We start from the raw sequence: 24,032 nt of genomic DNA, 5'->3' as shown, positions 1-24,032 counted from the left end.
GCGACCTACCCCACTCGGTAGGCGAAGTCCGGCATGTCGGTCACGAACATCTGACCCGGCGCGTGCGTGATCGCGAACGGCGGCTTCGACTTCATCAGCACCGCCTGCGGGGTCACGCCACACGCCCAGAACACCGGCACGTCACCGGGTTCGTGCTCGACGGCGTCGCCGAAGTCGGGTTCGTCGATGTTCCTGATCCCGAGCATCCGCGGATCGCTCGCGACCGGAGCCCCGTGCACGGACGGCATCAGCGCCGTGACCTTGTGCGCGATGTCCACAAGGGACTCCGGAATCCACCGCATCGACACGACCATCGGCCCGTGCAGCCGGCCGGCGGGCCGGCACTGGACGTCCGTGACGAACATGGAGACGTTCTTCTTCTGATCCACGTGCCGCAGCGGCACTCCCGCGCTCTCCAGTGCGGTCTCGAACGTGAAGCTGCAGCCGATCAGGAACGTCACCAGGTCGTCGCGCCAGTACTCGGTGGCGTTCTCGGGTTCTGCCGCGAGCTCGCCGTTCTCCCAGATCCGGTACCGCGGCGCGTGGGTGCGCACGTCCGCGTCCTGCTTGAGCGCGCTGACCGTCTCGCCGGCGTCCAGCACGTCGAGCACCGGGCACGGCTTCGGGTTGCGGTGGGTGAAGAGGAGGAAGTCGTACGCCCAGTCCTTGGGGATGGCGATCAGGTTCGCCTGCGCCTGTCCCGGTGCTTGGCCCGCTGTCGTCATTCCAGCTCCTTGTTCACCGTCTCCGGCAGCCAGAACAGCGCGATGACCGCGATCCCGTACGCCGCCGCCCCGAACAGCATGGCACCGCCGATGCCGAGTTTGTCCGCCATGAACCCGACCGCTCCGGGGAACAGCGCACCGAACGCGCGCCCGAAGTTGTAGGTGAAGCCCTGTCCCGTGCCGCGCAGCCGCGTGGGGTAGAGCTCGGACAGGTAGCTGCCGAAGCCGCTGAAGATCGCGCTCATGCAGAACCCGAGCGGGAAGCCGAGGAACATCACCAACGTGTTGGCACCGTTGGGAATCTGCGTGTACGCGACGATGAGCAGCGCACTGGCGACCGCGAACAGCGTGAAGGTCTTCTTGCGCCCCAGGTAGTCCGTCAGATAACCGCCGCTGACGTACCCGATCCACGCACCGGTGATGAGGAACGCGAGGTAGCCGCCGGTACCGATGATCGTGAGCCCGCGCCCGGTCTGCAGGAACGCCGGCAGCCACGTGGCGAGCGTGTAGTAGCCGCCCTGGACACCGGTCGCGAGCAGCGCGGCGAACAGCGTGGTCTTGAGGATGCCGCCCTGGAAGATCTTGGGGAAGGTGCCGCTCTCCTTGGGCTGCTCCTTGGTCTCCGGCGCGTCGTCGACGTTGCGGCGCACGTAGAAGATGAGGATCGCGGGCAGCGCACCCGTCCAGAACATGATCCGCCACGACCACGCCGGATCGGCCAGCGAGGCGACCAGGGTGTTGATGATGACGGCGAGACCCCAGCCCACCGCCCAGGCGCTCTGGATGAACGCCACGGTGCGCCCGCGGTACTTCGGCTTGCAGTACTCGGCCACGAGGATCGCGCCGGCCGCCCACTCGCCGCCGAAGCCCAGACCCTGCAGGGCGCGGAAGACCAGCAGCGTCTCGTAGTTCGTCGCGAAGCCGCACAGCACGGTGAAGAACGCGTACGCCGCCACCGTGATGATCAGCGTCTTGGAACGGCCGAACCGGTCGGCCATGATGCCCGCCACCGCGCCGCCGATGGCGCTCATCAGCAGCGTGCTCGTGCCCAGCAGACCGGCTTCGGCCTTGGTGAGGCCGAAGTAGCCGGTGATCGCGACCAGGCTCAGGGGCAGGACCCAGTAGTCGTACGAGTCCAGCCCGTAGCCGCCGAACGCGCCGATGAACGCGCGCTTCCCCTTCTGGCCGAGACTGCGGAACCAGGCGAAACGGCCTGTGTCCTCGGTCGTGGTCGTGCTCATGCGACACCTCGCAGCGTGGTGGAGGAGTGGTCGAGTGTGATGTGGCCCTCAGGGTAAGGATTGTTCAACAATCCCACAAGGCCACAATTCAACGATCCGACGATCGGCGGTGCTGGGGTGGGCTGGGTGCAGGGGCAGGTGCTGGGCTGCGGAGGTTGCCGAGTGAGCGCGTTGCGAGGACAAAGATGATCTTCGTTGAGGCTGGACGCACGGCGATCGGTAGCGGAAACGCGGTCGTAGTGGCAAAGATGGTGATCGTGACCGCACAAGGCGACTGGACTCTGTACCAGTGGCGGAAGGTCTCCTCGCTGCATGCAGAGGACGCCGCCGACGGCGACAAGAAGGGCCGATGCACCGGGACGATCCGCTCCTACGCCTACCGGTACTACCCACCGGCGTCAACGTTCTACGAGCGGTGCATCGGACTGGCGTGGTGTTCCGACTGCCGGGCTTGGTCGAGCGCAATGGTGCACGTACCCCGAGACAGAGTCATGGACGACCCGCTGGCCGGCCTCGCCCCCGAGGAGCGCGACAGGCTGCACCGCAAGGAACGCGAACTGGTACGGCATCTGGATCGCATGGTCCGGCGCGGACTGCTGTAGCAGTTCCTCATTGAGATCACCCCGGTGTCTTGCGGCATCTTCCACGTGTGGCGCGATAATCGATTTGATGTGGACTACGGTGGTTGACGAAACATTTCCGCCTCCGCCGCTCATCCTATGTGTGCATGTTGGATGAGCAGCTCATACGACCTGTCGAGGCGTATTCTCTTCAGGGGTGAATTTCTTCCTTTCGTGGACCATGTCCTGCGTCTTGGGTAGACTTTTTGCGGTGCGGCCGGCTCTGCCGCACACTGGGGAAGCAATTTGTTCAGGGGGAAATTGTGCGACGGTTTGTTTTTGCATTCCTGGGAATCTTGGCAGCAGTCGGTCTGATTTCGGCCGGTCCTGCGAACGCTTCGGTCACGTCCGGCTCCGGTGGCGTCTCCGCGGAGTGGTTCGGCGCTGAGCACGTCACGGTCAGCACCTCGACGAACTGGGGCGGCTGGGTCGACGGCAACGGGCCGGACAGCTACCAGGCCGTGGGCGTCTGCAACAACGGGACGGTCCGCTACGGCACGGTGAGGTGGGCCGGTGACCGCCGGGGTTCCTTCGTGTACTGCTCCAGCGGGTTCGCCGGGCGCTACTTCGCCAAGATCTACGCCTAGCGGTCTCGAACCGCGGCCGGGCGGCTCGTGCGGTCGCCCGGCTCAGTTCGGGTTCGGCACGTGCCCGAAGTCCGTCAGCGGCACCGGAACCGCCTTCAACGCGCTGAGGATCCCGGTCTCCCGGTGCAACATCCGCCGGACCAGCCGCAACCGCCGCGCCGGCGACCGCTCCTCCAGCAACCGCTGCCGGTCCTCCACCGGCAGCAGGCAGTCGGCCGCCAGCAGGTACGACAACGCGCCGAGGTCGACGTCGTCGTCCGGCGACGACCAGTCCTCCCGGTGCCACGCCGCGCCGCAGTACCGCTCGTGCGCCGCGCGCGCCCCGCGTTCCAGGATCGGCACGACCTCGCGCGCCGCCTCGGGCACCGGGGAGTCGTCGAGGTAGTCGACGTGCGCCAGCAGGTACGGCGCCGTCGTCGAGTCCACGTCCAGCAGGCGGAAGCGGCGCACTCCGCGCGTCACGATGTCGAAGCGGCCCTCGGGCAGCGGGCGGGCGTCGAGCAGGTCGGCCGAGCAGCCGATGTCGCGCAGGGAGCGGACGTTGTCGGCGCCCACCTCCCAGCCCTCCTTGATGCACACGACGCCGAACGTGCGGCCGAACAGCGAACCGGTCATCAGGTCGACGACCAGCTGCCGGTAGCGGGGCTCGAAGATGTGCAGCGGCAAAGACGCCCCCGGCAACAGCACCGTGCCCAGGGGGAAGAGCGGAAGCGTCTCGGCCACGCGTCCACGTTACGGGGTGCCACTCCCGCCCGCCGGACGGCCGGATCCCGGCGGCCTCAGCACGGCGAACGGATCGGTCACCTTGATTCCCTTGGCGCTGAACCGGAACAGGGCCGCCGGACGGCCGCCGGACGGGCCGGGGGGAGCCGTGCCGCCGGTCGGTTCCAGCAGCAGGCGGCGGGAGAGCACGCGCTGGAGGTTCGTGGCGGACACGCGGTAGCCCAGGGCCGCGGAGTAGTGGTCGCGCAGCAGCGAGATGGTGAACTCCGGTGGTGCCAAGGCGAAGCCGAGGTTCGTGTACGACAGCTTCGAGCCGAGCCGGTGCCGTGCCCGGTGCACGATCGAGGCGTGGTCGAACGCCATCGGGGGAAGCTTCTCCACGCAGTGCCACGACGTGTCCGCGGGCACCTCGGGGTCGACGTCCGAGGGGACGAGGCCGAGGAATGCGGTCGCCACGACACGTGGGCCGGGCACGCGGTCGGGGGCGCTGAAGACGGCCAGCTGCTCGACGTGTGACAGTTGTCGCACATCGACTTTTTCGGCCAGCTGACGGCGGATGGAGGACTCGACGTCCTCGTCCACCCGCAGCTCCCCACCCGGCAACGACCAGCGGTGAGTGTGCGGCTCCCGTGCGCGCTCCCACAGCATGACCTGGAGTGACGCACCTCTCACTCGCAGAACAGCTGCCAGAACTTCATGTCCCACGCCCGCCACTCGGCTGATACTATCGGCGACGTTTTCGACCAATAGGCGAAAACCTGGATCCGAGGAGGCAGCGATGGTCGCTACCGCAACCGTGGAGCGAACCGCGTCAGGTGTGTTCGGTGGAGTCGAGCCGGACGCGGCGTGGCGAGACGAGGTGTTGCGGCTCGCGAAGGAGCGTGACGCCGTCATCCTGGCGCACAACTACCAGCTGCCGGAGATCCAGGACATCGCCCACCACACCGGCGACTCCCTCGCGCTGAGCCGGATCGCGGCCCAGTCCGACGCGCAGACCATCATCTTCTGCGGCGTGCACTTCATGGCCGAGACCGCGAAGATCCTCAGCCCGGAGAAGACCGTGCTGATCCCGGACGAGCGCGCGGGCTGCTCGCTCGCCGACTCGATCACCGGTGCGCAGCTGCGCGAGTGGAAGGCGCAGCACCCCGGCGCGGTCGTCGTGTCCTACGTGAACACCACCGCCGAGGTGAAGGCCGAGACGGACATCTGCTGCACGTCGTCGAACGCCGTCGACGTGGTGCGCTCGATCCCGGCCGACCGCGAGGTGCTGTTCTGCCCGGACCAGTTCCTGGGCGCGCACGTCAAGCGCGAGACCGGCCGCGAGAACCTGCACATCTGGGCGGGCGAGTGCCACGTGCACGCCGGCATCAACGGTCCGGAGCTGGCCGAACGCGCCGCCGCGAACCCGGACGCCGACCTGTTCATCCACCCGGAGTGCGGCTGTGCCACGAGCGCGCTCTACCTGAGCGGCGAGGGCATCGTGCCGTCGGAGAAGGTCAAGATCCTCTCGACCGGCGACATGATCACCGCCGCGCGCAGCACGAACGCCCGCAAGGTGCTCGTCGCAACCGAGGTCGGCATGCTGCACCAGCTGCGCAAGGCCGCGCCGGAGATCGACTTCCGCGCCGTCAACGACCGTGCGTCCTGCACCTACATGAAGATGATCACGCCGGCCGCGCTGCTGCGTTGCGTGCGTGAGGGTCTGGACGAGGTGCACGTGGACCTGGAGACCGCCAAGCGCGCGCAGGGCGCCGTGCAGCGGATGATCGAGATCGGCCAGCCCGGCGGCGGTGAGTGATGGCCGCGCGCTGGGAGGCGCGGGCCGACCTGATCGTGGCCGGTACGGGCGTGGCGGGTCTCACCGCCGCGTTGCGGGCTCGTGAGCTGGGACTTCGCGTCCTGGTCGTCACGAAGGCCGCGGGCGACGACGGCAACACGCGCTGGGCTCAGGGCGGCGTCGCCGTCGTCATGGAGGACCAGCACGACCCCGGCGACTCCGTTGCGAAGCACATCGAGGACACGCTGACGGCGGGCGCGGGACTCTGCGACGACGCGGCGGTCTCGGCGATCATCTCGGACGGACCTGCCGCGGTCGCCCGGTTGCGCGAGCGCGGTGCCGTGTTCGACGCGAAGCCGGACGGCCTGCTGGAACGCACCCGCGAAGGCGGCCACAGCGCGTTCCGCGTCGTGCACGCCGGCGGTGACGCGACCGGCGCCGAGGTGGAACGCGCGCTGCTCAAGGCCACTGTGGACGGACGGGTTCCCCTGCTGGAGAACCACGTCGCGGTCGACGCGGTCAAGACGCCGCTCGGCGCGGTCGCCGGTCTGCTGGTGCTCGACGGCAACGGCGTGCCCGGCGTGCTCACCGCTCCCGCCGTGCTGCTCGCGACCGGTGGCATCGGCCAGATGTACCAGGCGACCTCGAACCCGTCCGTCGCGACGGGTGACGGTCTCGCGCTGGCTCTCCGCGCCGGTGCGCTGGCGGCGGACGTCGAGTTCATCCAGTTCCACCCGACCGTGCTCTACACCGGACGCGGCGCGCGGGGCCGATGCCCGCTCGTCACGGAGGCCGTGCGCGGCGAGGGTGCCGTGCTGGTCGACGCGACCGGCGCCCGCGTGATGAAGGGCGTGCACCCGCTGGAAGATCTCGCCCCGCGTGACGTCGTGGCGGCCGCGATCACCCGGCACATGGCGCTGGAGCCCGGTGGCGTCGACGACCACGTCTTCCTGGACGCGACGGCGTTGCACGACATGGCTTCCCGCTTCCCGACCGTCCACGCGGCCTGCGTGTCCGTGGGCATCGACCCGGCGGTGGACCCGATTCCCGTCGCCCCCGCGGCACACTTCGCCTGCGGCGGTGTGGTCTCGACCGTCGACGGACGCACCGGCGTCACCGGCCTGTACGCCGTCGGCGAGGTCGCTCGCACGGGCCTGCACGGCGCGAACCGCCTGGCGTCCAACAGCCTGCTCGAAGGCCTGGTCTGCGGCACCCGTGCCGCCGAGGCCGTGGCCGCAGACCTCGCGGTGGGGTTCATCGCGCCCGTTCGTGCGGTGGATCCCGTGCTGCCCACGGCTCCGGTCGCCGACCGGGACATGCTCCAGCGCGTGATGTCCCGTTACGCCGCGATCGGCCGTGACGCGGAAGGCCTCGCCGTCGTCGGCTCGGTGCTCGACGTGTCCACTGTGGACAAGCAGCTCGAGTCGCGCGAACTGGTCGAGGACGCGGCACTGACCCTGGCCGCACGCGCCCTGATCGCCGCGGCCCAGGAACGCACCGAGTCGCGCGGCTGCCACGTCCGCACGGACTTCGTGGAGCGGTCCGAGGCGTGGCAACGCAGTCAGCTCGTCCGGCTCACCCCGACCGGCCAGCCCGTGCTGGCCGATCCTGTTCTGGCAGAGGGTGTCGCATGACCATCGACTGGGACGACGCGAACCGGGTCATCCAGCTCGCGTTGGAGGAGGACCTCCGCTACGGCCTGGACGCCACGACGCTGGCGACCGTGCCGGAGAAGGCGGTGGCCACCGCGGAGATCACGCCACGCGCGTCCGGCGTGCTGTGCGGTGTTTCCGTTGCGCGGGCGGCGTTCCAGCGCTACCTGCCGGAGATCGAGGTGCTCTCGGAGGCCTCCGACGGGGACAAGGCGGTGCCCGGCGAGCCCGCACTGGTGCTGAGCGGCCGCACCCGCGGCCTGCTCACCGTCGAACGCACGGCGCTGAACCTGATCTGCCACCTGTCCGGCATCGCCACGCAGACCGCCCGCTGGGTCGACGCGATCGAGGGCACCGGCGCGGCGGTCCGGGACTCGCGCAAGACGTTGCCAGGACTCAGGCTGCTGCAGAAGTACGCGGTCCGGTGCGGTGGCGGCGTGAACCACCGGATGGGCCTCGGTGACGCGATCCTCATCAAGGACAACCACGTCGCCGCGGCGGGTTCGGTGGGAGCCGCGATCCGCGCGGCCCGTGAACACGCACCGGAACTGCTGATGGAGGTCGAGGTCGACAGCCTCGAGCAGCTCGACGAGGCGATCGCCGAGGGCGCGGAACTGGTGCTGCTGGACAACTTCACGCCGGAGCAGTGCGCTCAGGCCGTTGCCCGCCGGCCCGAGAACGTGAAGCTGGAGGCGTCCGGCGGGCTGACTTTGGATGTGGCGCGGGCATACGCCGAGACGGGCGTGGACTATCTCGCGGTGGGCGGTCTCACGCACTCCAGCCCCTCGCTGGACCTCGGCCTCGACCTGCGCTGAAAGCGCACGCGGGGAGCTTTCGTGTTCTTCTGCAGCACGGAAGGTCCCCGCGTGCGGTTTGCGGCGCGGGTCAGGACGGGTAGCGTCCGGAGGCGAACGGCAGATCCGGTTCGTCGGGGTCGATGGCCGTCATGATGCGCGATCCGATGGCGGCGAGTTGGCGGGCCTGAGCCTTGGTCAGCGGGTCGAACACCAGGCGCCGGACCTCTGCGACATGTCCAGGGGCGCTCGCCACCACCTTGTCCACGCCGTCTTCGGTGAGGATCGCGAGCGTGTAGCGCCCGTCCTCGGGATCAGGTGTGCGGCGCACCCATCCTTTCGCCTCCAGGCGGGCCACGGCCTGCGACAGGCGTGACAGCGAACCCTCCGCGAGCCGGGCCAGCGAACTCATCCGCAGCGTGCGGCCGGGCGCCTCCGACAACACGACGAGCACGGTGTACTCGAAGAACGTCACGCCCGCATCGCGGCGCAGCTGCGAGTCGAGAGCGGGCCACAGCCGTGCCATCAGACCTATCAGCGCCAGCCAGGAAGTCCGTTCCTCGGTGGTGAGCCAGCGCGGTTCCCCGGTCGTCGTCATGCCGGCACAGTACCTCAGATCACTTAACTGCTGAAGTGATCGTGTGCGCACTTCACTTGACGATTGAAGTGATCGACCTCTATGTTCACTTCAATCGTTAACTGAAGTCGCGACGGATCACGTTGGACGACAAGGGAATCCGCAAACCCGATCACCTTGCCTGAGGCAAGCGGCCTGTCTTGTTGTCCACCAGACGTCTACGTCGGTCCGCTCGGCGCACTCATCTGGTGACATCAACGTCACCACCTGACCGGTTGGGAGACCGTCATGAACGACACGTTCGTCACCATCAGCCCCGTCCGCCGTGGCGGTGTCACGATCGCGGTGGGCCTCGTCGTCGCAGCAGCCGTGGCCACCGCGTTGAACGCCGCCATCGCGACCATCGCCGTGGCTGCAGGTGCGTCCTCGCAGTTCCAGGCACTGCAGCTGCCCACCTACGCCACCTTCACCGTCATCGGCGTGCTCGCCGGCGCTGCGGGATGGGCCGTCGTCCGCGCCAAGACGCGCAACCCTCGGCGGGTCATGCGCGTGCTCGCCCCCGCCGTCGTGCTGGTCAGTTTCGTGCCTGACGTGCTCGTCGGCGTTTCCGGAGGGCTGCCCGGTGCCAGCTGGGGCGGCGTCGTGGCCCTGATGGTCATGCACGTCGTGGTGGCCGCCGTTGCGGTCGCCGTCTACGCGCGCATGTTGCCCCTGCCCGCAGACCGCTCCTGACGCCGGCGGCCAGTGCCTGACCTTCCGCCCCAACCGTCCCGAGCGGTGGATCTTCTGCTGATTGCGAAACGGAGTAGCAATGACCGCACGACTTGCCGTGCGCGCCGAGCGCGCCTTCGACGGGGAACGGTGGATCCGGGACGGTGCGCTCGTCCTGGCCGAGAACGGCCGGATCGTCGCCGTCGAACCGGCGACGGCTCCCGTCCCGTCCGGCTGGCAGGTGGTGGAGCACCCCGGCAGCACGTTGCTGCCCGGACTGATCGACGCACATGTGCACTTGAGCGGTGACGGTGAATCCGGTGCGTTGGACCGGCTGGCCGACTACCGCGACGCCGAACTGGACAGCGTCGTCGAGACCTCGTTGCGCGCCCAGCTGGCGGCCGGGGTCACGACGGTGCGAGACCTGGGTTGCCGCCGCTTCGCAGTGCTCGGCTGGCGGAACCGGCCGGGACTGCCCGCGGTCGTCGCGTCCGGGCCGCCGATCACTGTGGCTGGCGGGCACTGCGCGAACATGGGCGGCGGCGTGAGCGGCACCGCGCAGCTGCGGGCGGCTGTCGAGGAACGCGTCGAGCGCGGTGCTGACGTGGTCAAGATCATGGCCAGCGGTGGGGTCATGACGGCCGGCACCGATCCGTTCCAGCCGCAGTTCTCACTGGACGAGTTGCGCCTCGTCGTCGACCAGGCCCACGCCGCCGGACTGCCGGTCACCGCGCACGCCCACGCGCTGGCCGCGGTCGAACTCGCCGTCGCTGCCGGTGTCGATGGAATCGAGCACTGCACCTGTGGAAGCCGCGACGGGTTCCGGCTGCCGGCCGGACTGCTGAACTCCCTGGCCGCCCTGCGGATCGCGGTGTGCCCGACACTCGGCGGTGTCCGCGTCCCCAGCCCGCCTCCGCACCTGCTGGAGTTTCTGCGCGGTGTCGGTCTGCTGCCGGAACAGGAGCGGCATCGGGTGGCCCGCTTCGTCGAAGGCGGGGTCCGCCTCGTCTCCGGCAGCGACGCCGGTATCGGCGAGTTCAAGCCCCACGGTGTGCTGCCCACCTCGATCATCGCGCTGGCCGAGGCGGGAGCCGGGCTCGACGCGGCACTCGCGTCGGCCACCGCGGTGGCGGCGGACGTGTGCGGGCTCGGCCGGAGCAAGGGCCGCCTCCGCGCCGGATTCGACGCAGACCTGCTCCTCGTCGACGGCGACCCGTCCGGCGACCTGACCGCGCTGACCCGCCCCGCCGCCGTCGTGCTGGCCGGCCAACGGGTTTCCGGTCACGCCGGCAGTGCCGCACAGGATGCCGGCGTGCTCACCGGCAGCACGACGGCTCACGCACGCGACTGACCGCGCCGGAGCCCAGCGCTCACTCGAAGGCACAACCCGGATTCGGCTCGTCGCGCGACAGCGGCGTGCCGGCCGGGTTCACGTACAGCACCTCCAGCACCATCGGCTCGGTGCCGAGGTTGCGTCCGATGTGCACCTGGTGCGGGTGCTCGACCAGCGTGTCACCGCGGCGGTTCACGAAGGTCGTCGTGCAGTCGGACTCGGTCCGGGTCAGCACACCCTGCTTCACGAAGGCGTAGAGCGTGCCGTCGTGGTGGTGCCAGCCGGTGCTGCCACCGGCGTCGATGGTGATCTCGCGGAGGACGTAGTCGCGGTCACCGGCGGTCCACTGGGCGAGGATCTTGCCGGTCACCCCGCGCGAGGGCGTCGCGTTGGCAACGCCCGAAAACAACAGCAAAGCGGCCACTACAGCCGAAACGATGCGCATGAGGATCAACGTAGCCGTCGGTTCGCCAGCACGGGCAGCACCTCGCGTGCTTGTTCCACCGCCGCGAGATCGAGGTCCACGGCCGCGACGGACGGCTGCTCCGAGAGCTGCACGACCACGTTCCCGAACGGGTCGGCGACGGTCGAGTACCCGATCCCGGTCGGCGCGGACGAACCCAGGTCGCCGGGGTAGGCCTGCCCGCACGCCACGACGAACGACGTGCAGTCCAGCGCGCGCGCCCGCACGAGGAGCTCCCACTGCTCCTTCTTGCCAGGCCCCGCGCCCCACGACGCCCCGACCAGCACCGCCGACGCACCCTTGTCCGCCAGCGCCCGGAAGAGCTCGGGAAACCGGATGTCGTAACAGGTGGCCACGCCCAAGGTGACCCCGTCGACCTCGAAGGTCACGACGTCCGAACCGGGCGCGACCGTCCGCGACTCCTGGAACCCGAACGCGTCGAACAGGTGGATCTTGTCGTAGCCGAGGTGGATGTCAGGCCCGGTCACCAGCATCGTGTTCGTCACGCGGTCGCCGGACGGCGTGAACATGCCCGCCACCACCACGACGTCGTGCTGTGCCGCGATCTCGCGCACGGCAGACGCCCACGGACCGTCCAGAGGCTCCGCAACGGGCCCTAGAGGCACGCCGAAGCGGCACATCGTCGCTTCCGGCAGGAGGACGACCCGCGCTCCGTCGGCTCTGCGCACCGCGTCGCGGACGAACTCCAGGTTGGACCTGGGGTCGGTGGTGGAGCTGATCTGACTCACGGCGATCCGCATGGGGCTCACTGTAGGGTCCGACTCGTGCGTTCCCCACTGCTCCTCGTCGTGTTGCTGGCCGTCGCGGGCTGCACCGAGACCGCCACTCCCCGCCCGGACGGTGGGTCGAACGGCACGTCGATCGTGCTCGCCGACCGCGACGAGCCGGCGACGCTCAACCCGTTGCTCGGCTACGGCGCGCAGGGCGTGTCCAAGATCTACGACGGGCTCGTCGAGCACCGCCAGGACGGTTCGCTGGGGCCGCAGCTCGCCGCCGACCTGCCGGAACCGGCTGCGGACGGGCTGAGCTGGACGGTGAAGCTGCGCGGCGACGTGAAGTTCACCGACGGCAGCACGTTCGGGGCCGAGGACGTCGTCGCGACCTACACCGCCGCGCTGCAGAACCCGGTCAAGGAGCGGTTCAGCACGCTCAAGAGCGTCGAGCAGGTCGACCCGTCCACGGTCCGCTTCAACCTGACGCAGCAGCACGCCGCGTTCCCGCACCTGCTCGTGCTCGGGATCCTGCCCAGCGAGCAGGCGCGGCCGGACGGGCAGCCCGTCGGCACCGGCCCGTACAAGGTCACCGACTGGAAGAAGGGCGACCGGCTGCTGCTGGAGGCCAACGACAGCTACTTCAACGGCGTGCCGAAGGTCAAGAAGGTGACCGTCGTCTTCGTGACGGACGACAACCAGCGCGCGCGTCGCATGCAGGACGGCGAGTTCGACGGCACGGTGCTGCCGCCCAAGATCGCGGAGCCGTTCGCGGGGAAGTCCGGCCTGACCGTCCAGTACCACCGCAGCGCCGACTACCGCGCCGTGCGGCTGCCCGCGGCCAACCCGGTCACCGGCAACCCGGCCATCCGCCTCGCGCTGAACTACGCCACCAACCGCCAGGGCATGATCGACAGCTTGCTGGACGGCAAGGGCACCATCGCCTACACGCCCGTGCCGGACGCGTTGGCCGAGGAGTTCGACCCGACCGCGAAGTTCCGCTTCGACAAGACCGAGGCGGCCCGGCAGCTCGACGCGGCCGGCTGGGTCGCCGGCGGGGACGGCATCCGGGTCCGCGAAGGCGTGGCGGCCCGCTTCACGCTGATGTACCCGCTCGGCGACGACCTGCGGGCCGACCTGGCCACGGCGTTCGCGGCCGACGCCAAGGCCGTGGGCGTGGACGTGCAGCTCGCCGGTCTGTCGTGGGAGGCGATCCGGCCGCGCATGGGCCAGGACGCGCTGCTGTACGGCGAGGGCTCGCCGTTCGACCCGGACCTGATGCTCTACGACCTGCGCGGCCAGGGCAGCCCCGCCGCCGACGCGGCGCTGGAGAACGGCCGCAAGCTCATCGACCCCGCTCAACGTGCGGTGGCGTACAAGCTCTTCCAGCAGGCGTACATCGCGGCGCCGTCGATGGTGGTGCTGGTCTTCCCCGAGCACGCGTACGTGATGCGCGACTCGTGGAACGGCTACCAGGCCGTGGTCGACCCGAACTCCTACGGCGCGCTGGCCTGGGGGCCGTGGTGGAACCTGGAGAAGTGGGAGCCTAAGTAGTCCTGGCGTTGATCTCGCGGACGGCCTGCGCAGGGTCGTCAGCCCAGAACTCGACGCGCTCCACCTGCTTCGGTCCGGTCTTGCCGAGGTCGACCAGTTGCGGCTCGTGGAACGGCACCGACACGTTCGTCCTGGTCAGCGACTGGATGACGAGCGCGTCACCGATCACCTCGACGCTGCGCCGGCCCTTGTGGGTGCGCTCGGCGACCTGTGCCGCGCCGAGGTCCGCGGTCGGGATGCGCCAGTCGAAGAACCCGAGCTGGCGCAACCTCAGTTCGTCGGCGGAGACGGTGTGCGGCTGGCGGTGCAGCACGTAGAGAGCGCCCACACACACGACGGCGTTCAGCACGCCGAGCACGATCAACGTGATGAGCAGCCACGGGATGTCCAGGGCAAACGCGACCAGTGCGATCCCGACCGCCGTGATGATCAGGAACCGCAGGTACCGCGGGCGCATGCGCTTGCCGTAGGGGATCTCCACCATGGAGATGAGCCTATTTTCGCAGCGCGCGAACCATGCCGTCGGGGTCGTCGGTCCAGAACTCGATCTTCGTCACCTCGTGCACGCCACGGCGTCCGAGGTCGATGTCCTGCGGCTCGGTGAGGTCGACGCGGACGTTGGTGGAGTTGGAGATCTCCAGCACGAGCGTTCCGTCCACAACGGACCGGGTCTTGTTCAGCGACCGGCTGGTCAAGCCCTGCGTCACGGTTCCGATGGCGGCCAACGGGATCCGGTACTCGAACTCGCGCGCGTACCGCAGCCACAGGTAGTCGTCGTCGATCTCGTGCTTGAACCTGTGGAGCATCCAGAGCAGCCACGCGAGCAGGCCGGCGCTCAGCAAGCCGAACGCGAGCAGCACGGCCCTGAGCCAGAACCAGGGCACCACGAGGTCGACGAGCAGGATTTCCACGGGTGTCAGTACGAGGAAAACCCACAGGAAAGGTCTTAGTTGAGCGCTGTACCCGAACGAGCGAACCCCCATGCACTCCATGGTGGCAGAGTTGGGTGAGTGAGTGACCTGATCTTCTTGGACAGCGCCGGTTCGTCGATCCCGCCCGCTCCCGTCGTGGACGAGGTCATCGGGCATCTCCGCCGGGAAACGGAGATCGGCGGATACCGTGCCGCCGCGGAACGCCGGGACGATCTGGAAGCGGGTTACGGCGTCCTCGCCGAGTTCTTCGGGTGTCACCCGTCCGAGGTCGCTTTCACGGACAGTGCAACTCGATCATGGCTGGCGGCGTTCGACGCCGTGCCCCTGGAAGCCGGGGACCGAATTCTTGTCACCGAGGTCGAATACGGTGGCAATGCGATCCCGGTGCTGCGCCGAGCGGCGGAGACCGGGGCGAGTGTCGAGGTCATCCCTTCCGACATCCGCGGACAGGTCGATCTCGACGCCCTGAACCTTGACAACCGAGTCAAGCTGATCTCGCTCGTGCACGTGCCGACGAACAGCGGCTTGGTCAACCCGGTCAACGACATCACAGCGGCGGCTCGTGAGGTCGGTGCACTGGTGTTGCTCGACGCCTGCCAGTCGACCGGGCAGCTCGATCTGCGTGGCCTCGACTACGACATGTTGGCGTGTACAGGTCGTAAGTGGCTGCGCGGACCGCGCGGCACCGGTGCGCTGGTCGTCCGCGACGAGGTGCGGGAAAGGCTCCGGCCGCGGCTGGTGGACCTGCACAGCGGCGTCTGGACCGGGCCGATGGAGTACCGGCTGCGCGACGACGCTCGGGTGTTCGAGCTGTGGGAGTGCAGCATCGCCGACCGGCTCGGCATGATCGCGGCCGCGCGGTACGCCCTCGACAAGGGGCTGGACGTGATCGAGGCCGAGGTCGCGGATCGTGCCAAGCGTTTGCGCGAGGGTCTGCGGGCGATCGGCGGGATCACGGTCCGGGATCTCGGCGAACGTCAGGCGGGCATCGTCACGTTCACGTCGGACCGCGTGCCGGCGATGGAGCTGAAGGACCGGCTCTGGGCCGAGAACGTCGCCGTGACGGTGTCGCAGCGGGGTTCGACGATGATCGACATGACGAAGCGGGGCCTGGACGAAGTAGTGCGGGCGTCCCCGCACTACTTCGTCACTCCCGAGGAGATCGATCAGGCGCTGGACCGGATCAGCAGGATCCTCCGATGACCCGCTTCACGCAGTCCGAGTAGCTGACGAACAGGTCGACGGCGCGGTCGTTGCGAGACGTCTGCGCCGCGATGACCGTGTCACGCGGGTAGAAACCGTTGAGGCCGCCGCTGCTCGGGTACATCTCGTAGGTGTACGACCAGATCTTGTGGACGCCCCACATCCAGTCGTCGATGGTGCCGTCGGTGATGTACAGGTCGCTCGCCTGCTCCGGCGTGTAGCCGTTCAGGGCGGCCATCTGCCGGCCGAGCGTCTGGAAGGCGCGTGCCTCCTCGGCGTTGAGACCGGTGTCGGTGTCCGCGTTGGTGTAGCCGTACGGCCACAGCACGAGCTCCGAGAACGAGTGGAAGTCGATGTTCGTCTTGATCTGCTGGACGCCACCGACGACGCGCGAGTTCACGAAGTTCTTGATGACGTTGGTCTCCGGCGCGGAGAAGGCCGCCGTGCCGCGGTAGGTGTCCGACGTCGAGCTGCCGCTGGAACCGCCGCAGCAGCCCCACTTGTAGCCCCAGTTGCGGTTGAGGTCGGTGCCGTTGCCCTGGCGGTTCTTGCGCCAGCCGCGGAACGATCCGGTGGCGATGTCGTACTCGACGCCGTCCGGGTTCACCATCGGGATGAACCAGATCTCGCGGGTGTCCACCAGGTTCTTGATCGCAGGGGTGGCGTAGTTGTCGGTGTAGCGCTTGATGATCTGCAGGCACTGCTCGACCGTCAGGTGCTCACGGGCGTGCTGGTTGCAGGTGAAGATCACCTCGGGCTCGCTCTCGTCGGTCGCGACGTTGTCGCTGACCTTGAGGGCCCAGATGTCCCGGTTCTGGTAGCTCTTGCCGATGCTGCGCAGGCTCGCGAGCGTCGGGTGGTCGCGGACCGTCTGCTGCAGCTCCGCGGTCATCTCCGCGAAGTTGTGGTAGCCGGTGTAGCCCGACGGGAAGTCCTGGGTGCCGATCTGGCCGGGCTGCGGGTCCTTGAACTCGACCTTGCCGAGGCTCTTGAGCTGCTGCTCGAAGTCGCCGACGTACTTGAGCGGCAGCCCGGTCGCCTGCAGGGCCTTGTACTGGGACTTGTCCGCGACGACCGACATCGTGGTGAGCTTGGTCGCGCCGAGCACGTCGACGCCGGTCTGGGCGATCTGCGTGCGTTCGGCCGAGGTGTTCGCGGTGACTTCCAGCAGATAGCGGCCGGAATCGGCGGTGCTGGGCGTCGCCATGCCCGCGACCAGCACGGGAAGGCAGACTGCGAGCACTGCGGCGATCTTGCCGCGGCTCTTGCTGAACATCGTTCCTCCATCATCAGCAGGGGTTTGCGACGGAGTGGTGCTCGACTGAGCGTGGCTGTGCCGTCACGGGGTGAGGTAGCGCCGTTAGCGGGCTGACCGTTGACAGAATTCGGCAGGAACTACCCTGTAAGGCATGCTCAGCCGCATCGACCTGCGAGGTCGCACCACGACTCCTGCTCAGCTGCGCGCCGTCGTGCCGCGCGCCGAGATGGACGTGGACGCGGCGCTGCATCAGGTGCGTCCCATCGTGGAGGCGGTCGCGGCTCGGGGCGTCGAGGCAGCGCTGGAGTACACGGAGAAGTTCGACGGCGCTCGTCCCGCTTCCGTCCGCGTGCCCGCTTCGGCGATCTCGTCCGCTTTGGCGTCGCTGGACCCGGCCGTGCGCGAGGCGCTGGAAGAGGTGATCACCCGCACTCGCCGCGTGCACGCCGACCAGCGCCGCACCGACACGACGACGCAGGTCGTGCCCGGCGGCACCGTCACGGAGAAGTGGGTGCCGGTCGGTCGTGTCGGTCTCTACGCGCCAGGCGGTCTGGCCATGTACCCGTCGACCGTGGTGATGAACGTCGTGCCCGCGCAGATCGCCGGTGTGGAGTCGCTGGTGGTGTGTTCGCCGCCGCAGGCCGAGTTCGGTGGCCTGCCGCACCCGGCGATCCTGGCCGCCGCCGCACTGCTCGGCGTCGACGAGGTGTGGGCCTTGGGTGGCGCGCAGGCGCAGGCGCTGATGGCGTACGGCGGCGTGGACACCGACGGTGGCGAGCTGGCTCCGGTCGACGTCGTCACCGGTCCCGGCAACATCTACGTGGCGGCGGCCAAGCGGCTGCTGCGCGGTCTGATCGGCATCGACGCGGAGGCGGGGCCGACCGAGATCGCGATCCTCGCCGACTCGACGGCCGACCCGGTGCACGTGGCCGCCGACCTGATCAGCCAGGCAGAGCACGACCCGCTCGCCGCCTCGGTGCTGGTGACCGACTCCGTCGAACTGGCCGACGCCGTGGACGTCGAGCTGGAGCGCCAGATCAGTGCCACCAAGCACGTCGAGCGGATCCGCACGGCGCTGGGCGGCAAGCAGTCCGGTGTCGTGCTGGTGTCCTCTGTGGACGAAGGCGTCCGGGTCGTCAACGCGTACGCCGCCGAGCACCTGGAGATCCAGACCCAGGACGCGCGTGAGGTGGCGGGGCGGATCCGGTCCGCCGGCGCGATCTTCGTGGGCGCGTACTCGCCGGTGTCGCTCGGCGACTACTGCGCCGGCTCGAACCACGTGCTGCCCACGGGTGGCTGCGCGCGGCACTCGTCCGGGTTGTCCGTGCAGACGTTCCTGCGCGGCATCCACGTGATCGACTACTCCGAGGAAGCACTGCGCGAGGTCGCGGACAAGGTCGTCGTGCTGGCCAACGCGGAAGACCTGCCCGCGCACGGGCAGGCTGTCACAGCGAGGTTCTCTCGATGAAGCCTGTTGTCGGCGCGCGGGTGGAGCTTTCCGACCTGCCCCTGCGCGAGGATCTGCGCGGCCGCACGCCCTACGGTGCGCCGCAGCTCGACGTGCCGTACCGCCTGAACACCAACGAGAACCCGTACGCGCCGACGGACGCGCTGGCCGCGGACGTGGTCGCGGCCGTCGCGGAGATCGCGGGTGAGCTGCACCGGTACCCGGACCGTGACGCGGTGGCGCTGCGGGAGGACCTGGCGGCGTACCTGACCGAGGCGACGTCGGTGACGCTGACGTCCGAGAACGTGTGGGCCGCCAACGGGTCCAACGAGATCCTCCAGCAGATCCTGCAGGCGTTCGGCGGGCCCGGCCGGGTCGCGCTGGGCTTCGAGCCGTCGTACTCGATGCACCCGATCATCGCCGCGGGCACCCGCACCGAGTGGTCGCCGACGCCGCGCCGCCAGGACTTCTCGCTGGACGTGGAGAAGGCCGCCGCGGTGATCGCGGAGACGCGGCCGGACGTCGTCTTCGTGACGTCGCCGAACAACCCGACGGGGCAGTCGATCCCGCTGGACGACCTGCGCCTGCTGATCGCGTCCACGACGGGCATGATCGTGGTGGACGAGGCCTACGCGGAGTTCTCCCCGCAGAAGAGCGCGATCGAGCTGCTCGACGAGTACGGCTCGCGGCTGATCGTCTCGCGCACGATGTCGAAGGCCTTCGCGTTCGCCGGCGGCCGTCTCGGTTACCTCGCCGCCGCACCGGCCGTCGTCGACGCGCTGCAGCTGGTGCGCCTGCCGTACCACCTGTCGGCGCTGACCCAGGCGGCGGCGCGGGCATCGCTGCGACACGCCTCGGAAACGCTGGGCTCGGTCGCACTGCTCGCGGCCGAGCGCGACCGGGTGGTGTCCGCGTTGACGGACATGGGTTTCCAGGTCGTCCCCTCGGACGCGAACTTCGTGCTGTTCGGCTGGTTCGAGAACGCGCGCGAGGTCTGGAAGTCCTATTTGGACCACGGCGTGCTCATCAGGGACGTCGGAATCGCGGGTCACCTGCGGGTGACCATCGGAACGCCCGAGGAGAACGACGCTTTCCTCGCGGCCAGCAAGGAGGTCAGCCGGTGAGTCGTGTGGGCAAGGTGGAGCGCACCACCAAGGAGTCGTCGGTCTACGTGGAGATCGACCTGGACGGCACCGGCCAGGTCGAGATCAGCACCGGCGTGCCGTTCTACGACCACATGCTCACCGCGTTCGGCGTGCACGGCTGCTTCGACCTGATCGTCCGCGCCACCGGTGACACGCACATCGACGCCCACCACTCGGTGGAGGACATCGCGATCGTGCTGGGCCAGGCGCTGAGGGAAGCGCTGGGGGACAAGAAGGGCATCCGGCGTTTCGGCGACTGCTGGATCCCCATGGACGAGACCCTGGCGCACGCCTCGGTAGACGTCTCCGGCCGCCCCTACACCGTGCACCGCGGCGAGCCAGAGCAGTTCAACTCATTCGTGATCGGCGGCAACTACCCGTTCGTGCTGAACCGGCACGTGTTCGAGTCCCTGGCCTTCCACGCCCAGATCGCTCTGCACGTGCGCGTCGAGTACGGCCGCGACCCGCACCACATCGCCGAGGCCGAGTACAAGGCGATCGCGCGTGCCCTGCGCGCAGCCGTGGAGCCCGACCCGCGCGTCGGCGGCATCCCGTCGACCAAGGGCGTGCTCTGATGCCGAAAGAGGTCGTCGTCATCGGCCTGCTGGCCCTCGCGGGCTTCCTGGCCGGTGGCGTCTACTCGACGTGGAAGACCGCCAAGTTCATGGCGATCGTCCTGCTGGTGCTGCTCGTGGTCGCGGTCGTCGGCGCGGTTCTCTGGCTGATCTAGTCCCGAGCCCTCAGAATCGAGCGCGTGGGCGAGCCTGACTACGACGCGTTCATCTCGTACAGCCGAGCTCTCGACGGGACCCTCGCCCCGACGCTGCACCGCGGTGTCCAGCGGTTCGCGAAGCCCTGGTACCGGCTGCGCGCCCTGCGGGTCTTCCTCGACGACGCCAGTCTTTCGGCCAACCCCGGCCTGTGGACGTCGATCGAGGAGGCCCTCGGCAGGTCGCGGTGGCTGATCCTGCTGGCCTCGCAGGAGGCCGCCGCGTCGGAGTGGGTCGGCCGCGAGCTCGAGTGGTGGCTGGAGCACCGGTCCGCGCAGCGGATCCTCGTCGTGCTGACCTCCGGCGAGTACTCCCAGGCCGTGCCCGCCGCGGTCCGCAGGGCGCTGGGTGAGGAACCGCGCTGGGTCGATCTGCGCTGGTTGCGCGAGGCCGACCAGGTGGACGAGTCGAACCCGCGGCTGCGCGAGTGTGTCGCGGACATCGCGAGCGCCGTGCGCGGGGTGCCGAAGGACGACCTGGTCGGGGAGCACGTCCGTCAGCACCGCCGGGCCGTCCGGTTGGCACGGGGCGCGGTGGCGGCGTTGGCGGTGCTGATGGTGGGTGTGCTGGTCGCGGCGTTCATCGCGGTCGGCCAGCGCAACGACGCCGTCGCTCAGGCCCGCACCGCCACGGCCCGCGGTCTGGCGTCGGCGGCGGTTGCGAACCTGCGCACCGATCTCGCGTTGAGCCAGGTGCTGGCCGCCGAGGCGTACCGGGTGGAGCCGAACCCGCAGACGCGGTCCGCGCTGTTCTCCGCGTTGACCGCGTCGCCGCAGCTCGACCGGTACCTGCAGGTGGGTGGTGAGGTGTCCGCGCTGGCCGCGTCGGCGGACGGCAAAGTCGCGGTCGCGGGCACTCGGGACGGCCGCGTCGTGCGGCTGGAGCTGTCGTCGGGCCGGCGGGCCGAACAGAAGGTCGGGTCGCGTCCGGTGACCGCGGTGGCCGCCTCCGCGGACGGCGGTGTGGTCGCCGCCTTCGCCGCGGGTGGTGCGTTGCGTTGGGACGTTTCTGGCGCCACGCAAGCGATCGACACGCCCGACGAGCTGTTCGACGGTCTGGTGGCGGTCTCGCCGTCCGGACGCTTCACCGCCGTCTACAGCACGGTCAGGGTGGACGTGGACCTGGACGGGCGCACCCGCGGCCACCGGGTCCTCCACGACGGGCAGACGGGCCAGCGAGCTGAGCGGGGCGACACGACCTTTCCGCTGGACGCGCTGAGGATGCCCGGCGAGGACGTGCTGGTGGAACAGTCACTTCGCGACTCGGTCCGGCGTGATCGGGCGACCCTGGACGTCAGGGCGGCCGCCGAGGGCAACACGTTGCCGGCCAACGCTTTCTGGGTCGGGCTCTCGGGCAACGGCGACTACTTCGGCTACTCGATGGAAGGCAGGGGCAGTCTCTGGCGCACGACCCAGCCGACCGAGAACGTGGAGGTGCGGGGAGGCAGGGGCAACCCGTCCGCCGTGGCGATCACCAACGACGGTGCGCGCATGGCCGTCGCGGACACCGGCACGATCCACGTCTACGACACCACCGGCCCGCACGCGGGCGAGCGGACGCAGCTCGAAGGCAACACCGAGACGCCGTTCGCGGAGTTCCTGGGCGACAACAACCACCTCCTGTCGGCGTCACGCGACCGGCTGGTCGTCTGGGACCTGACTCGCAACACGCGCATCGGTTCCGTTCTGCCGACGCGGGTTCCGCTGTCGTGCAGGGCTTGTCCACCGCCGCGCATCTCCGAGTCGCACGGGAAGTTCGCGGTGGCGGTGAGCGGCGAGATCGTGGTCGGGTCGCACTCCGAGCCGGTCGCCTCCGGCAGCGTGTTCGGGCCAGTGGTGTGGAGCGCGGACGGCGACGAGGTCTTCGTCGTGACGGCACCGGAAGGCATCGGGGAGACCTGGGAGGTGCGCGACGGGCTGCGCCGGGCAACGCGGTGGAAGGGCGACGTCGCGGCCGACTTCGTCCTCGCCATGGGGGTGTCCGCGGACAACCGGCGGCTGGTCACCGTGAACGAGCGCGGTGACGTGCAGGTCTTCGAGGGCGACGAACTGTCTTCCGTTCGCACGATCTCGCTGGAACGGGCTGTGGAGCAACAGGGTTGGCCGCCCGACAGCCACATCGCTGCCGTGAGCGCGGACACGACGACCGCCGCCGTCGTCACGTCGGACTCGGTGGTGCTCATCGACACGACGACGGGCACGCGGCGCGACCTCGCCGGAGGAAAGGCCGACGCCGTGGCGTTCACCAGCGACGGCCTCGTGGTGCAACGGGCGGGCACCGTCGAGGTCTGGGACGCGACGGGTGGTTCACGGCGGCGCGAGATCCCGCGTGATCCGAGCTACCTGCCTGGCATCGCCGCCGACCCCGGTGCGACGCTGGCGGCGCAGCTGCGGCGGGACTACGTGTTGGCCGTGACCGACCTGGTCACGGGCGAGTTGATCGGCCAGGTGCCCGTCGCCGGCGAAGCCGAGAGGTTCGGGCGGGTCGGCATGGCGTTCGCGGGGGAGCACGCGGTCGTCACCGCGGTCTCGGACACCCCGCTGTTCCGGTGGGACCTCTCGGAGGAGAACTGGGTGCGCGCGGCCTGCGCGTCGGCGGGGCGTGACCTGACGACCGACGAGTGGCGGCGCTACGTCGGCACGTCGCCGCCCGACGACCTCACCTGCGGGTGAGCACCCAGTGGAACGTGGCCGGGTCCGGTTCGTGCATGGTCACCACGTCGTCGACGACGATCTCCATGTGCTCCGCCAGCAGCGTCCGGTTCCGCTCGGGTGTGTTGCTGCCGAAGAACATCTCCACGCCGAGCCAGGTCTCGGTGACGTCCGGCGTGCCGGTGCCGAGCGAGGCCAGGAACAGCCCGCCGGGCTTGAGCCAGCGCGCGATCTTCGCGATCAGCCCGGGCTGCTCGGCCCGCGGCACGTGCAGGATCGAGTAGAACGCGCAGATGCCGTCGAACGAGCCGTCCGGGAAGTCGAGCGCGGTCATGTCCGCCTTCTCGAACCGCGCCGCCGGCACGTTGGTGCGCGCGAGGTCGATCTGGTGCTGTGACAGGTCGACGCCGAGCACGTCGTGACGTTCGGCGAGCTTCTCCGTGCACGGAACGCCAGCGCCGCAGCCCAGTTCGAGGACTTGCGCCCCGTCGGGTAGCCGGCGGTCGAACTCCGCGAGGTAGTGCAGGCGCGGGTCGTCGGCGATGCGCGCCGACCAGGCGAGGTAGTGCTCCGCGGCGGCGTCGTAGCCCTCCTCGACGACGCGCTTCACGCCGGGCTCAGGTAGCGCGCGGGCACGTGCTGGGTGAGCCACACGCCGTTGGTGCTGAGCCGGAACTCGTGGCCGTCCTCGTGCATCGTCTTCGCGTCGACCGTGAGGATCAACGGCCGTCCGCGCCGCGCGCCGACCCTGCGCGCGGTCTCGCGGTCGGGGGAGAGGTGCACGTCGTGGCGCGACATGGGGCGCAGGCCGTCGCGCATGATGTCGTCGAGGAACTGCGCGACCGTGCCGTGGAACAGGGTGTCCGGCGGGGTGGCGGTGGGCAGGCCGAGGTCCACCTCGACGCTGTGACCCTGGTTCGCGCGGATGCGGTCGCCGTCGATCGTGAAGCGCTTCTTGTCGTTCCTGTCGACGACCTCGCGCAGATCGGCCTCGGTGACGCCGAGCGCGGTCAGCAGGTCGGCCACGGGCACCCAGCCCGCCGGGTCGAGGGTGAGGCCGACGCGCTCCGGCTTGTGGCGGAGCGCTTTGGACATCCGCTTCGAGAGGCGGATCATTCTGTCTTCTTCCATTTGCCCC

The 24,032-nt window shown here is 69.4% G+C and carries 26 protein-coding genes; 14 read left to right on the top strand and 12 right to left on the bottom strand.

Annotated features, from left to right (window positions below; genetic code table 11):
• Window positions 1–5: 5 nt before the first annotated feature.
• Together ACFOWZ_RS17860 and ACFOWZ_RS17855 are read right to left on the bottom strand one after the other, a co-directional pair.
• Window positions 6–725 carry a putative hydro-lyase gene (locus ACFOWZ_RS17860; RefSeq protein WP_382373817.1) on the bottom strand — a complete coding sequence of 240 codons (720 nt, stop codon included), beginning with the start codon at window positions 723–725 and terminating at the stop codon, window positions 6–8.
• On the bottom strand, window positions 722–1,966 hold the full coding sequence (locus ACFOWZ_RS17855) for an MFS transporter (RefSeq protein ID WP_382373815.1): 1,245 nt from the start codon (window positions 1,964–1,966) through the stop codon (window positions 722–724). The genes ACFOWZ_RS17860 and ACFOWZ_RS17855 overlap by 4 nt, the downstream gene beginning before the upstream one ends.
• A 257-nt stretch (window positions 1,967–2,223) precedes the next feature.
• Between ACFOWZ_RS17855 and ACFOWZ_RS17850 the strand changes: the two genes are divergently transcribed.
• Together ACFOWZ_RS17850 and ACFOWZ_RS17845 are read left to right on the top strand one after the other, a co-directional pair.
• Window positions 2,224–2,568 carry a hypothetical protein gene (locus tag ACFOWZ_RS17850; protein ID WP_382373813.1) on the top strand — a complete coding sequence of 115 codons (345 nt, stop codon included), beginning with the start codon at window positions 2,224–2,226 and terminating at the stop codon, window positions 2,566–2,568.
• Window positions 2,569–2,882: 314 nt separating this feature from the next.
• Entirely contained in the window at window positions 2,883–3,173 is a 291-nt protein-coding gene (locus ACFOWZ_RS17845; RefSeq protein ID WP_382373811.1) for a hypothetical protein, read from the top strand.
• A gap of 42 nt (window positions 3,174–3,215) precedes the next feature.
• On the opposite strand, the gene ACFOWZ_RS17840 is transcribed toward ACFOWZ_RS17845, so the two are convergent.
• Both ACFOWZ_RS17840 and ACFOWZ_RS17835 read right to left on the bottom strand, forming a co-directional pair.
• Window positions 3,216–3,896 (bottom strand): LON peptidase substrate-binding domain-containing protein, encoded by a 681-nt coding sequence (locus ACFOWZ_RS17840; RefSeq protein ID WP_382373809.1) that lies wholly within the window; start codon window positions 3,894–3,896, stop codon window positions 3,216–3,218.
• Window positions 3,897–3,905: 9 nt separating this feature from the next.
• Window positions 3,906–4,574 (bottom strand): NUDIX hydrolase, encoded by a 669-nt coding sequence (locus ACFOWZ_RS17835; RefSeq protein WP_382375067.1) that lies wholly within the window; start codon window positions 4,572–4,574, stop codon window positions 3,906–3,908.
• A gap of 100 nt (window positions 4,575–4,674) precedes the next feature.
• Here ACFOWZ_RS17835 and nadA point away from each other — a divergent pair, with 100 nt between their 5' ends.
• Genes nadA through nadC form a run of 3 tightly spaced genes read left to right on the top strand, consistent with a single transcriptional unit; the run spans window position 4,675 to window position 8,140 of the window.
• Window positions 4,675–5,694 (top strand): quinolinate synthase NadA, encoded by a 1,020-nt coding sequence (nadA, locus tag ACFOWZ_RS17830; protein ID WP_382373807.1) that lies wholly within the window; start codon window positions 4,675–4,677, stop codon window positions 5,692–5,694.
• Window positions 5,694–7,307, top strand: a complete 1,614-nt coding sequence (locus ACFOWZ_RS17825; RefSeq protein WP_382373805.1) for an L-aspartate oxidase — start codon at window positions 5,694–5,696, stop codon at window positions 7,305–7,307. Before nadA ends, ACFOWZ_RS17825 begins: the two co-directional genes overlap by 1 nt.
• A complete protein-coding gene (nadC, locus tag ACFOWZ_RS17820) occupies window positions 7,304–8,140 on the top strand; it encodes a carboxylating nicotinate-nucleotide diphosphorylase (RefSeq protein WP_382373803.1) in 837 nt (278 codons plus the stop codon). The genes ACFOWZ_RS17825 and nadC overlap by 4 nt, the downstream gene beginning before the upstream one ends.
• Before the next feature lie 70 nt (window positions 8,141–8,210).
• Here nadC and ACFOWZ_RS17815 read toward each other — a convergent pair whose 3' ends face one another.
• On the bottom strand, window positions 8,211–8,717 hold the full coding sequence (locus tag ACFOWZ_RS17815; RefSeq protein ID WP_382373801.1) for a MarR family winged helix-turn-helix transcriptional regulator: 507 nt from the start codon (window positions 8,715–8,717) through the stop codon (window positions 8,211–8,213).
• 267 nt (window positions 8,718–8,984) lie between these two features.
• On the opposite strand from ACFOWZ_RS17815, the gene ACFOWZ_RS17810 reads away from it, so the two are divergent.
• Both ACFOWZ_RS17810 and ACFOWZ_RS17805 read left to right on the top strand, forming a co-directional pair.
• A complete protein-coding gene (locus ACFOWZ_RS17810) occupies window positions 8,985–9,428 on the top strand; it encodes a DUF6069 family protein (protein WP_382373799.1) in 444 nt (147 codons plus the stop codon).
• Window positions 9,429–9,507: 79 nt separating this feature from the next.
• On the top strand, window positions 9,508–10,758 hold the full coding sequence (locus tag ACFOWZ_RS17805; protein ID WP_382373797.1) for an amidohydrolase family protein: 1,251 nt from the start codon (window positions 9,508–9,510) through the stop codon (window positions 10,756–10,758).
• A 19-nt stretch (window positions 10,759–10,777) separates the two neighbouring features.
• Here ACFOWZ_RS17805 and ACFOWZ_RS17800 read toward each other — a convergent pair whose 3' ends face one another.
• The gene (locus ACFOWZ_RS17800; protein ID WP_382373795.1) at window positions 10,778–11,185 is read right to left on the bottom strand and encodes a cupin domain-containing protein; all 408 of its coding nucleotides are present in this window, start codon (window positions 11,183–11,185) and stop codon (window positions 10,778–10,780) included.
• A gap of 5 nt (window positions 11,186–11,190) precedes the next feature.
• Window positions 11,191–11,964 (bottom strand): carbon-nitrogen hydrolase family protein, encoded by a 774-nt coding sequence (locus ACFOWZ_RS17795; RefSeq protein ID WP_382373793.1) that lies wholly within the window; start codon window positions 11,962–11,964, stop codon window positions 11,191–11,193.
• 24 nt (window positions 11,965–11,988) lie between these two features.
• Here ACFOWZ_RS17795 and ACFOWZ_RS17790 point away from each other — a divergent pair, with 24 nt between their 5' ends.
• Window positions 11,989–13,488: an ABC transporter substrate-binding protein gene (locus ACFOWZ_RS17790; protein ID WP_382373791.1), complete on the top strand. Its 1,500-nt coding sequence runs from the start codon at window positions 11,989–11,991 to the stop codon at window positions 13,486–13,488.
• On the opposite strand, the gene ACFOWZ_RS17785 is transcribed toward ACFOWZ_RS17790, so the two are convergent.
• Entirely contained in the window at window positions 13,481–13,972 is a 492-nt protein-coding gene (locus ACFOWZ_RS17785; protein ID WP_382373789.1) for a hypothetical protein, read from the bottom strand. The two genes, ACFOWZ_RS17790 and ACFOWZ_RS17785, sit on opposite strands and share 8 nt — an antisense overlap.
• Window positions 13,973–13,982: 10 nt before the next feature.
• Window positions 13,983–14,399, bottom strand: a complete 417-nt coding sequence (locus tag ACFOWZ_RS17780) for a hypothetical protein (protein WP_382373787.1) — start codon at window positions 14,397–14,399, stop codon at window positions 13,983–13,985.
• Between the two features lie 99 nt (window positions 14,400–14,498).
• On the opposite strand from ACFOWZ_RS17780, the gene ACFOWZ_RS17775 reads away from it, so the two are divergent.
• Window positions 14,499–15,623 carry an aminotransferase class V-fold PLP-dependent enzyme gene (locus tag ACFOWZ_RS17775; RefSeq protein WP_382373785.1) on the top strand — a complete coding sequence of 375 codons (1,125 nt, stop codon included), beginning with the start codon at window positions 14,499–14,501 and terminating at the stop codon, window positions 15,621–15,623.
• On the opposite strand, the gene ACFOWZ_RS17770 is transcribed toward ACFOWZ_RS17775, so the two are convergent.
• The gene (locus tag ACFOWZ_RS17770) at window positions 15,604–16,899 is read right to left on the bottom strand and encodes a M14 family metallopeptidase (protein ID WP_382373783.1); all 1,296 of its coding nucleotides are present in this window, start codon (window positions 16,897–16,899) and stop codon (window positions 15,604–15,606) included. The two genes, ACFOWZ_RS17775 and ACFOWZ_RS17770, sit on opposite strands and share 20 nt — an antisense overlap.
• A gap of 133 nt (window positions 16,900–17,032) precedes the next feature.
• Between ACFOWZ_RS17770 and hisD the strand changes: the two genes are divergently transcribed.
• The 5 genes from hisD to ACFOWZ_RS17745 are packed head-to-tail and all read left to right on the top strand — an operon-like array spanning window position 17,033 to window position 22,915.
• Window positions 17,033–18,349 carry a histidinol dehydrogenase gene (gene hisD / locus ACFOWZ_RS17765; RefSeq protein ID WP_382373781.1) on the top strand — a complete coding sequence of 439 codons (1,317 nt, stop codon included), beginning with the start codon at window positions 17,033–17,035 and terminating at the stop codon, window positions 18,347–18,349.
• Window positions 18,346–19,452 carry a histidinol-phosphate transaminase gene (locus ACFOWZ_RS17760; protein ID WP_030471231.1) on the top strand — a complete coding sequence of 369 codons (1,107 nt, stop codon included), beginning with the start codon at window positions 18,346–18,348 and terminating at the stop codon, window positions 19,450–19,452. Before hisD ends, ACFOWZ_RS17760 begins: the two co-directional genes overlap by 4 nt.
• On the top strand, window positions 19,449–20,048 hold the full coding sequence (gene hisB, locus ACFOWZ_RS17755) for an imidazoleglycerol-phosphate dehydratase HisB (protein WP_030471230.1): 600 nt from the start codon (window positions 19,449–19,451) through the stop codon (window positions 20,046–20,048). The genes ACFOWZ_RS17760 and hisB overlap by 4 nt, the downstream gene beginning before the upstream one ends.
• On the top strand, window positions 20,048–20,203 hold the full coding sequence (locus tag ACFOWZ_RS17750) for a hypothetical protein (protein WP_382373778.1): 156 nt from the start codon (window positions 20,048–20,050) through the stop codon (window positions 20,201–20,203). Before hisB ends, ACFOWZ_RS17750 begins: the two co-directional genes overlap by 1 nt.
• A gap of 24 nt (window positions 20,204–20,227) precedes the next feature.
• Entirely contained in the window at window positions 20,228–22,915 is a 2,688-nt protein-coding gene (locus ACFOWZ_RS17745) for a TIR domain-containing protein (RefSeq protein WP_382373776.1), read from the top strand.
• On the opposite strand, the gene ACFOWZ_RS17740 is transcribed toward ACFOWZ_RS17745, so the two are convergent.
• Window positions 22,902–23,504, bottom strand: coding sequence for a class I SAM-dependent methyltransferase (locus tag ACFOWZ_RS17740; protein WP_382373774.1), 603 nt, complete (start codon window positions 23,502–23,504; stop codon window positions 22,902–22,904). The genes ACFOWZ_RS17745 and ACFOWZ_RS17740 overlap by 14 nt on opposite strands.
• A complete protein-coding gene (locus ACFOWZ_RS17735; RefSeq protein WP_382373772.1) occupies window positions 23,501–24,025 on the bottom strand; it encodes an RNA 2'-phosphotransferase in 525 nt (174 codons plus the stop codon). The genes ACFOWZ_RS17740 and ACFOWZ_RS17735 overlap by 4 nt, the downstream gene beginning before the upstream one ends.
• Window positions 24,026–24,032: the final 7 nt, after the last annotated feature.

Source organism: Lentzea rhizosphaerae (genome assembly GCF_042649515.1).
GTDB lineage: Bacteria > Actinomycetota > Actinomycetes > Mycobacteriales > Pseudonocardiaceae > Lentzea > Lentzea aerocolonigenes.
Note: the sequence above shows the minus strand (reverse complement) of the source record. Positions and strands in the feature narration are given on the sequence as shown.

What these genes read in the sequence shown, in the direction of transcription:
- nadC (WP_382373803.1), top strand. Translation starts at nt 7,304, where the DNA reads ATGACCATCGACTGGGACGACGCGAACCGGGTCATCCAGCTCGCGTTG.
- ACFOWZ_RS17805 (WP_382373797.1), top strand. Translation starts at nt 9,508, where the DNA reads ATGACCGCACGACTTGCCGTGCGCGCCGAGCGCGCCTTCGACGGGGAA.
- ACFOWZ_RS17785 (WP_382373789.1), bottom strand. Translation starts at nt 13,972, where the DNA reads ATGGTGGAGATCCCCTACGGCAAGCGCATGCGCCCGCGGTACCTGCGG.
- ACFOWZ_RS17770 (WP_382373783.1), bottom strand. Translation starts at nt 16,899, where the DNA reads ATGTTCAGCAAGAGCCGCGGCAAGATCGCCGCAGTGCTCGCAGTCTGC.
- ACFOWZ_RS17860 (WP_382373817.1), bottom strand. Translation starts at nt 725, where the DNA reads ATGACGACAGCGGGCCAAGCACCGGGACAGGCGCAGGCGAACCTGATC.
- ACFOWZ_RS17750 (WP_382373778.1), top strand. Translation starts at nt 20,048, where the DNA reads ATGCCGAAAGAGGTCGTCGTCATCGGCCTGCTGGCCCTCGCGGGCTTC.
- ACFOWZ_RS17735 (WP_382373772.1), bottom strand. Translation starts at nt 24,025, where the DNA reads ATGGAAGAAGACAGAATGATCCGCCTCTCGAAGCGGATGTCCAAAGCG.
- ACFOWZ_RS17815 (WP_382373801.1), bottom strand. Translation starts at nt 8,717, where the DNA reads ATGACGACGACCGGGGAACCGCGCTGGCTCACCACCGAGGAACGGACT.
- hisD (WP_382373781.1), top strand. Translation starts at nt 17,033, where the DNA reads ATGCTCAGCCGCATCGACCTGCGAGGTCGCACCACGACTCCTGCTCAG.
- ACFOWZ_RS17825 (WP_382373805.1), top strand. Translation starts at nt 5,694, where the DNA reads ATGGCCGCGCGCTGGGAGGCGCGGGCCGACCTGATCGTGGCCGGTACG.
- ACFOWZ_RS17760 (WP_030471231.1), top strand. Translation starts at nt 18,346, where the DNA reads ATGAAGCCTGTTGTCGGCGCGCGGGTGGAGCTTTCCGACCTGCCCCTG.
- ACFOWZ_RS17855 (WP_382373815.1), bottom strand. Translation starts at nt 1,966, where the DNA reads ATGAGCACGACCACGACCGAGGACACAGGCCGTTTCGCCTGGTTCCGC.
- ACFOWZ_RS17795 (WP_382373793.1), bottom strand. Translation starts at nt 11,964, where the DNA reads ATGCGGATCGCCGTGAGTCAGATCAGCTCCACCACCGACCCCAGGTCC.
- nadA (WP_382373807.1), top strand. Translation starts at nt 4,675, where the DNA reads ATGGTCGCTACCGCAACCGTGGAGCGAACCGCGTCAGGTGTGTTCGGT.
- ACFOWZ_RS17810 (WP_382373799.1), top strand. Translation starts at nt 8,985, where the DNA reads ATGAACGACACGTTCGTCACCATCAGCCCCGTCCGCCGTGGCGGTGTC.
- ACFOWZ_RS17800 (WP_382373795.1), bottom strand. Translation starts at nt 11,185, where the DNA reads ATGCGCATCGTTTCGGCTGTAGTGGCCGCTTTGCTGTTGTTTTCGGGC.